Source organism: Streptomyces sp. ActVer, assembly GCF_027270795.1.
Lineage (GTDB): Bacteria > Actinomycetota > Actinomycetes > Streptomycetales > Streptomycetaceae > Streptomyces > Streptomyces umbrinus_A.
This window is the reverse complement of sequence record NZ_JAPWHT010000467.1, coordinates 1-7807: the sequence shown is the minus strand read 5'-3', so window position 1 is coordinate 7807 and position 7807 is coordinate 1. Positions and strand designations below refer to the sequence as shown.

The window sequence follows — 7807 nt, the reverse complement described above, 5'->3', positions numbered from 1 at the left end:
GGCGGCCCACGCCAGCGGGCCGCGCCGCCGGGCCCGGACCGGACGGCGCAACACCTCGTGCATCCGTACGACGACTGCGCGGCCCGGGTCCGCCGGGGCCACGCTGCCGCGGGCCAGCGGCGAGCCGACCGGCTTGAGCGCGTCGAGCAGGACCTCGCCCTCCGGTTCCAGCCCCAGCAGAGTCACCCTCCTCGGCACGACGGGGTCCCGCGGCGATGCGTCCGAGGCATCGCCCTCGCGCAGCCGTGCCGTGAGCGGGTGGTTGTACGCGTGGCCGGTGCGCGGCAGCCCCAGTTTCCGCCAGTCGCCCTCGCCGCCCACCACGGCGTACTCGAAGGTGTGCGACCACCGCTGGAGCTGGAAGGCCGAGCCGTCGGGGGCGGTTCGGCGGGGCGGGTCGATCCAGATGCCCGAGGGCCAGCCCGTGCACGAGCGCATGAGCGACATGTAGAGGTCCCCGGACGACGTGACCACACAGCCGGGCGTGCCGCGGTTGAGGACGGCGAAGCTGCGGCCGTCCCAGGCGTCGCCCGGCGGCAGGGCCTCGCCGCCGCCCGCGGCCGTGGCCTGCAGGACCGCGTCGTCCAGGTCGGCCACCAGCGCGTCGACCGCCTTGGCGTCGTCCTGCGGGCGGGTGCCCGCCACGACGAGCAGCGGCAGCCGTTCGAGGTCGCGGAGGTCGGCTCCGGGTACCCACTCCTCGCGCAGGCTCGCACGCGGCGCGACCCAGACGGCCGCGATGCCGTGAGCGGCCAGTTGCCGACGCAACTCGCGTCCGGCGGCCGGGTCCCAGCCCAGCGCTTCGGCGACGACCGTGTTGCGTTCGGGGCCGCCGACGGCGATGCGGATGTCGGGCAGGTTGGAGTCGATCTCCAGATCGCCGTAGCGCGGTCCGTCGGCGATCGTCGAGGTCGCGGTGACACCCGCGCGGACCAGGGCCGCCGCGAGCGGGGTACCGAGTTCACCGGCCTCGTCCCAGGAGGCGTGGACGAGTTCGGCCACGCCGATCGAACGGTGGCCCAGGAGCGCGCCCGTGTCGTCGCGGATCTCGGCGCGGGCCGTGGAGCCGAGGCCGAACCAGGTGTTGGCCGGGTTGTCCAGCGTCCAGGGGAACCGCTCGCTGTCGACCTCCACGAAGCCGAACCCGCGCCCGATCACGGCATCGGCCACCTCGTGCACCGGCAGTCCGCCCCGCACGTCGGAGGGCCAGCGGACCCGGATCAGCCGGTCGGCGCCGTCGTATCCGTCGATGGTGGTGGACACGTCCAGGCGCGCGACCCCCTTCCACAGGCAGAGCCGCTGCGTGTAGCGGAAGAGGCCGAGGTCGGCGGTGACGGTGATGCGGGAGCCGGCGGGGGAGTGCTCGACCCGGACGCCCGCGGTCACGTCGCGGCTGCGGGCGGCCGTGGTCCCGGTCGGGGTGAGGTGCCAGGGGCCCTCGCCGAAGCGGGGGTGCCGCGGGTACTCCTCCTGCACGACCAGCTCGTTGCCGATGTCACCGGCGCGCAGCAGGTCCCGCCCGCCCTCCGTGAGCGCGCGCAGCCGGCTCACCCCGCCGCCGCGTCCCGGGTCCACGGTCAGCTCGTAGAACTCGTTGCCGATCGTGGTGCCTTCGCCCGGCACCCACTCGGAGACGGTGCCCCGAGCGAGCGGGAGCGCCTTGAGCCCCATGCCGGGGACCTCCGGAACGATCACGCGCAGCTCGCCGTTCTCGCGCACGGCGGGCAGCGGGAGACCCGTGTCGTCGAGCGGTACGAGTCCGGGGTCGTCGACGGTCAGTACGTCCTGCCGCTGCCAGGTCGCGGAGTTGAAGACCACCAGGTCGGGGCCGCCGCCCGGCAGCGGGGCCACGTGCCGGGCGAGGGCGTCGGTCGCGTCGGCGTGCACGGCCTCGGCGAGGTCCGCCAGTTCCCGCCATCCGGTGAGCAGGTCGATGTAGACCTGGTCGGACTCCGAACCGGTGATGGCGTCGTGATGGGCGCCGTAGATCAGCTGCCGCCACGCCTTGTCGAGGGCAGCGTCCGGATAGGGGTGCCCGGTGACGAGCGAGGCGAGCGTCGCCCAGGCCTCGGCGTCGGCGAGCAGCGTCTCCCCGTACCGCTGGGCCTGCTTGGTGTCGATGTAGGAGACGTCCTTGCCGGTGTAGACGGGGTTCATGTCCCGGGTCTGAGGCGACGCCGTGCGCCCCTCCGCGTCCAGCTCGGCCCGTACGGCGGCGAAGAAGTCGCGCGGCACGGCGCTGACGAAGCGCGGCCAGACGTAACGCGCGTTCCAGTCGCGGTGGATGTCCATGACCCAGCGGCACGGCGGCGCGTAGTCCCCGCCGACCGGGAGCAGCACGTTGCGGGTGAGCGCGACCTGCTTGAGCCCCTTGAAGAGCTTGAGCGCGGCCGCCTGGGCCTCGGGCAGTGTCGGCGCGTTGTCGATGGCCCAGCCCGCGCCGTAGTGGTTGACCATGTACGCGGTCAGCAGCCCGCGTCCCGAGGGGGCGATCCAGGAGAACTCGGCGGGGAACTGCATCCGGTTCGGATCCCGGGGCTCCTCGCCGAACACGGAGAGGGTGGGACCCCACTGGTGGAAGGGGCCGCGCGCCCACGAGCTGGAGGACAGTCCCGCGTCGGCCATCAGCCCGGGGAACTGCGGGTCGTGGCCGAAGGCGTCCAACTGCCAGGCCGTCTCCGGCGACGCACCCATGACGGCCCGCTGGAAGCCGTCCCCGTAGACGGCGTTGCGGATGGTGGCCTCGGCGCCGGTGAGGTTGGTGTTGGGTTCGTTGTAGGTGCCGCCCATGATCTCGACCCGGCCCGTCCGCAGCAGCTCCCGCAGGAAGGCGCGCTCCTCCGGGAAGGCGTCCCAGTACGGCTTGAGGTAGTCGACCTCAGCGAGCACGAAGGTGTACGCCGGGTCGCGGCGCGCCAGATCGCAGTGGGCCCGTACGAGACTCATGCCGGACTGGCCGCGGGAGTCGAAGGTGCGCGCGGGCAGCCCCGTCGACGCCGGGTCGTCGGCGACGTCCCAGGTCTCGGTGTACGCGCCCTGGGTGTTCCACCAGACGGGGTCGTAGTGGAAGTGGCTGACCATGAACATCGTCCAGCCTGGCTCCGCCGCGGTGAACTCGGCGGGGTGCACGGCCACTTGGGCCTCGTCGGTGGCGATCACGTCGGTCGCGGTCACCGAGATGTCGCGGCGCTCGCCCGGCGCGAGGCCGGTGCGCACGGGTATCTCGGCGCGCGCGGTGCCGTCGTCGGCCACCGTGACGAGGGCTTCCCCGGCGACACCGGAGCCCTCGACGGTGAGACGGACGGTCCGGCCGGGGGTGTGGCTCAGCTCGACGGCCACGATCTGGCGCGATTGCTCGGTGGTTCCGACGAAGAGCTCGGTCGACTCGACAGAGGTGACGCGCATGGGGCTCCTACGAGGATGCTCGGCGGAGCACCATCGTGGCACCGAGGGGATGGTTCAAACAACCATCTTCATGTTTTCTCGGTGGTTCATCCATACGTCGCCGGTCATCGGCGGCCGGGGTCAGCGGGTTCGGCGGATCTTCACCGTGTGCTGCGGGGTGATGTGGTCGGTCAGTGCCAGGGAGGCGCTCGCGCGCTGGTAGGAGAGCTGGGCGACCCGGACGTACAGGCAGTCGATGAGGACGAGTACGGAGTGCCGGCCGCCGATGCTCCCGGTGCGGAAGCTGGTCTCCGAGGTGGCGGAGATCAGCCGGATGTCGGCGGCCCGGGCCAGCGGCGAGCGCGGGTCGGAGGTGAGCGCCACGGTGGTGGCGCCGCGCTCCTTGGCGAGCTCGAAGGGCTCGATGGTCTCGCGGGTCGCCCCGGAGTGCGAGATGCCGATGGCGACGTCCGCCGGGGTGAGCAGCGCGGCGGAGGTGGCCGCCCCGTGCACCTCGCTCCAGCCGCGCACCGAGCAGCCGATGCGGAACAGCCGGGTCTCGGTCTCCTGGGCGACCGCGCCGCTGCCGCCGACGCCGTAGACGTCGATGCGGCGGGCACGGGCGACGGCCTGGGCCGCGCGCTCCAGCGCGTCCAGGTCCATCCGGTCGATCGTCTGCTGGACCGCGCGCAGGTCGGCGCTGCCGACGACGGCGACGACGCGTTCGAGGTTGTCGTCCGGGGAGATCTCGGGGCCGATCTCCGCGCTGCCCCAGTCGGACACCTCGCCGCGACCGCGTTCCTGGGCCAGCTCGATCAGCAGATGCTGGTACGAGTCGAGGCCGACGGCACGGCAGAACCGGGTCACCGTGGCCTGTGACGTGCCCGTACGGCGGCCCAGCTCGGCGGCGGAGGAGTGGGTGACCGCCGCGGGGTCCGCCAGGATCAGCTCGCCCACCTTCCGGAGCGAGCCGGCCAGCCGGGGCAGCTCGGTGCGGATCAGTGAGGTGACGTCCGTCGGGGGCATTCCGTTGCCGACGCCGGTCCGTTCCATGGGGTACCCGATCTCCTCGGTGGTGCCTGCTGTGCAGCTGAGAATGTATCAGCCACCCACCATCTCGCAGATTGAATCTCAGGACCAAAGGAGCCTCTGGTCCGGGTCCGGCCCGGCGTGCGGTGACGGCGCCGGTGGAGGGGGCGTTGCCCGCCGCTCGTGACCTATGGTTTATTCATTCAAGTAAGCTCGTAAGGGATGGTGGTTTCATCCACCGGTGGGGAGTGCCGCGTGTCCGTCGACTCTGTGAACGCCAGCGGGTTTGCGCGTGAAGGCCTGGATGCCCTGAACCGCATCGCCGCGTCCGCCGAGTCCGCCCAGGGTGAAGTGCGGCGCGCCGCCGAGCTGATCGCTCACTGTGTGCGGACCGACGGCGTCATCCAGGCGTTCGGCACCGGCCACTCCCAGGCGCTCGTCCTGGAGCTCGCTGGACGCGCCGGGGGGCTCGTGCCCACGAACCGGCTGAGCATCGCCGACCTCGTGCTGTACGGCGGCGACGACCCGAGCGTCCTCGACGACCCGCTCCTGGAGCGCAAGCCCGGTGTCGCCGAGCGGATCTACGACCTCGCCGGGCCCCGGCCCGAGGACCTGTTCGTGATCATCTCCAACTCGGGCGTCAACAGCGTGATCGTGGAGATGGCTCTGCGGGCCAAGGAGCGCGGTCACCGCGTCCTGGCCATCACCTCGCTGAGCCACACCCGGGCCGTCCCCGCCTCCCACCCCAGCGGCCGGAAGCTCGCCGACATCGCCGACGTCGTCCTGGACAACGCCGCGCCACGGGGGGACGCCCTTCTCGAACTCCCCGGCGGTGGCTCCGTCTGCGCCCTGTCGACTCTGACCGGCGTGATGCTCGTCCAGATGGCCGTCGCCGAGGCGGCCTCGCTGCTGCTTGCCGCGGGGGTGCGACCGCCGGTGTACGTCTCGGCCAATGTGCCCGGGGGGTTCGAGGGGAACCTTGACCTTGAGACGCGGTATGCGGGGCGGATTCGGCGTACGGCCGGCTAGACGCTCCGCTTGGTGGGGCTGTGAACCTGCGGGTTCGTTGTGGCTGGGCGCGCCCACGCGGCGGAACCGCATATCGATACCGCCCCGCGCCCCTGACGGGGCGCGGTGGGCCGGCCTCAGCGAATTCCTGCCGCCGGACCTGCCGTGTCTACGGTCACCTCCTCCAGGGGGAAGTGGCAGGCCGCTCTGTGATGGGCAGCCTCAGGCGTCGGCGTGGGGACGGTCTCGGCGCAGATGTCCTCCGCGCGCCAGCAGCGGGTCCTGAAGCGGCAGCCGGAGGGCGGGTCGGCCGGTGACGGGATCTCGCCGGTCAGCAGGATTCGCTCCCTCTTCGCCCCGCCCCCGGTCGCCAGGGACGGGGCCGCCGACAGAAGCGCCGCCGTATAGGGGTGACGCGGCCGCTCGAACAGCTCCTCCGCCGGTCCCGTCTCCACGATCCTGCCGAGGTACATCACCGCGACCCGGTCGGCGACATGGCGCACCACGGACAGGTCGTGCGAGATGAACACGTACGCCAGTCCCAGCTCGTCCCGCAGATCGCCGAGCAGGTTGAGCACCTGCGCCTGTACCGACAGGTCGAGCGCGGAGACGGGTTCGTCGCACACGATGACATCGGGCTCCAGCGCCAGGGCGCGGGCGATCCCGATCCGCTGACGCTGGCCCCCGGAGAACTCCTGCGGGTGGCGACGCGCGTCGGACGCGCGCAGCCCGACCATCTCCAGCAGCTCACCCACGCGTGCCGCGCGCTTCGAGGCGGGCACGAGATCGCGGTGGGTGAGCCACGGCTCGCTGATCAGATCCGCCGCACAGAGCCGGGGGTTGAGCGAGCCGAACGGGTCCTGGAAGACCATCTGCACCTTGCGGCGCCAGGCGAGCAGCCTGGCCCCCGACAACGAGAACGGGTCCACTCCGTCGAACCGTACGGTGCCCGCGTCGGGCCGCTCCAGCATCAGCAGCACCCTGGCGAGCGTGGTCTTGCCGCAACCGGACTCGCCGACCAGGCCGAGCGTCTCCCCGCGCTCCAGTCGCAGATCGACCCCTTCGAGCGCACGCAGCCTGGTGCTGCCCTTCGCGGTACGCGGAACCGAGAAGCTCTTCGTCAGGCCGGTGGCCTCAAGCAGTGTCGTCCCGGGCTCAGGCATCGGCCAGTTCCTTCCCGAAGTGGCAGGCGGCGGCACGGCCGGCTCCGGTCGTGGCCAGCACCGGCAGGTGTGTGGCGCACAGGTCGCGGGCCATGGGACACCGCATACGGAAGGCGCAGCCGGAGGGTACGGAGCGGGGGTCGGGCGGGCTGCCGGGGATGGAGTTCAGCCGGGTCCCCTTGTGCTGCTCGGCCGGCACCGACTCCAACAGGCCCCGCGTGTACGGGTGGTTGGGCTTGCCGAACACCTCGGCAACCGGGCCGGTCTCCACGACCGTACCCGCGTACATGACGGCGACCCGGTCCGCGTGCTCGGCGACCAGGCCGAGGTCGTGGGTGATGAGCACCAGGGCCATCCGCTGCTCGCTCCGCAGTTCGCGCAGCAGGTCCATGATCTGGGCCTGCACAGTGACGTCGAGAGCCGTGGTGGGTTCGTCGGCGAGCAGGACCTTCGGCCGGAGCGCGACCGCCATCGCGATCAGCAGCCGCTGGCGCATGCCTCCGGAGAACTGGTGCGGGTAGGCGCTCGCACGCGAGCGCGCCTCCGGGATGCCGACGCGCTCCATCAGCTCGACCGCTTTCGCCCGCGCCGCGCGCCGGGACATCCGCTCGTGGATACGGAACGGCTCCGCGAGCTGCGCCCCCACCGTCTGGACGGGGTTGAGCGCGCTGAGAGCGTCCTGGAAGACGATGGCGAGGCCTGGTCCGGCGAGCCGACGCCTGGCCCGTGCGCCGAGCCCGAGCAGGTCCTCGCCCTCCAACAGGGCCTGGCCGCCCACGACTTCGGCGGCCGGATCGAGCAGCCCGGCCACCGCGTGCGCCGTCATGCTCTTGCCGCACCCGGACTCGCCCAGCAGAGCCAGCGTCTCACCCGAACTCACGGCGAAACTGACGCCGCGTACGACGGGGACGGGTCCTGCGGCGGTACGGATGTCGACCGACAGGTTGTCGACGGCCAGGGTGTCAACGGTCAGGGTGCCGGCCCGGGTTGAGGCACGGTCGCCGGGAGCGGGAGCGGATTCCGGCAATGACGGGGCGGGCTCGGCTTCTGCCGCGGGTACAGCGGGAGGCTGAGGTGTGGCTTCGGGCACGGCCGGGGCGTGCTCGATCTCCGGCCCCGACGGGGCTGGGCTGTGCGCGGGCTCCGCCCCCGCCACGACCGCGGCCGTCTCGGCGGCCGAACTCTGGCGGGCCCCGTTCGCCCCGGTCGCCGGCCGGCGGAGC

At 72.3% G+C, this 7807-nt stretch carries 5 protein-coding genes; 1 reads left to right on the top strand and 4 read right to left on the bottom strand.

Translation table 11 applies throughout. The features are described from left to right. Together O3Q52_RS44190 and O3Q52_RS44185 are read right to left on the bottom strand one after the other, a co-directional pair. Window positions 1-3405: glycoside hydrolase (locus O3Q52_RS44190; protein ID WP_269654161.1), on the bottom strand; the 3405-nt coding region annotated here is incomplete at its 3' end. Between the two features lie 120 nt (window positions 3406-3525). After that, window positions 3526-4410 carry a MurR/RpiR family transcriptional regulator gene (locus O3Q52_RS44185; protein WP_269654163.1) on the bottom strand — a complete coding sequence of 295 codons (885 nt, stop codon included), beginning with the start codon at window positions 4408-4410 and terminating at the stop codon, window positions 3526-3528. A gap of 258 nt (window positions 4411-4668) precedes the next feature. Between O3Q52_RS44185 and O3Q52_RS44180 the strand changes: the two genes are divergently transcribed. Further along, window positions 4669-5442: an SIS domain-containing protein gene (locus tag O3Q52_RS44180; RefSeq protein WP_269654160.1), complete on the top strand. Its 774-nt coding sequence runs from the start codon at window positions 4669-4671 to the stop codon at window positions 5440-5442. A 116-nt stretch (window positions 5443-5558) separates the two neighbouring features. Here O3Q52_RS44180 and O3Q52_RS44175 read toward each other — a convergent pair whose 3' ends face one another. Beyond that, the gene (locus O3Q52_RS44175; protein ID WP_269654159.1) at window positions 5559-6584 is read right to left on the bottom strand and encodes an ABC transporter ATP-binding protein; all 1026 of its coding nucleotides are present in this window, start codon (window positions 6582-6584) and stop codon (window positions 5559-5561) included. Further along, on the bottom strand, window positions 6577-7542 hold the full coding sequence (locus tag O3Q52_RS44170) for an ABC transporter ATP-binding protein (protein ID WP_269654162.1): 966 nt from the start codon (window positions 7540-7542) through the stop codon (window positions 6577-6579). The genes O3Q52_RS44175 and O3Q52_RS44170 overlap by 8 nt, the downstream gene beginning before the upstream one ends. Between the last annotated feature and the right edge of the window lie 265 nt (window positions 7543-7807).

Coding starts and splice junctions, on each gene's coding strand:
- O3Q52_RS44185 (WP_269654163.1), bottom strand. CDS start 4,410: ATGCCCCCGACGGACGTCACCTCACTGATCCGCACCGAGCTGCCCCGG.
- O3Q52_RS44175 (WP_269654159.1), bottom strand. CDS start 6,584: ATGCCTGAGCCCGGGACGACACTGCTTGAGGCCACCGGCCTGACGAAG.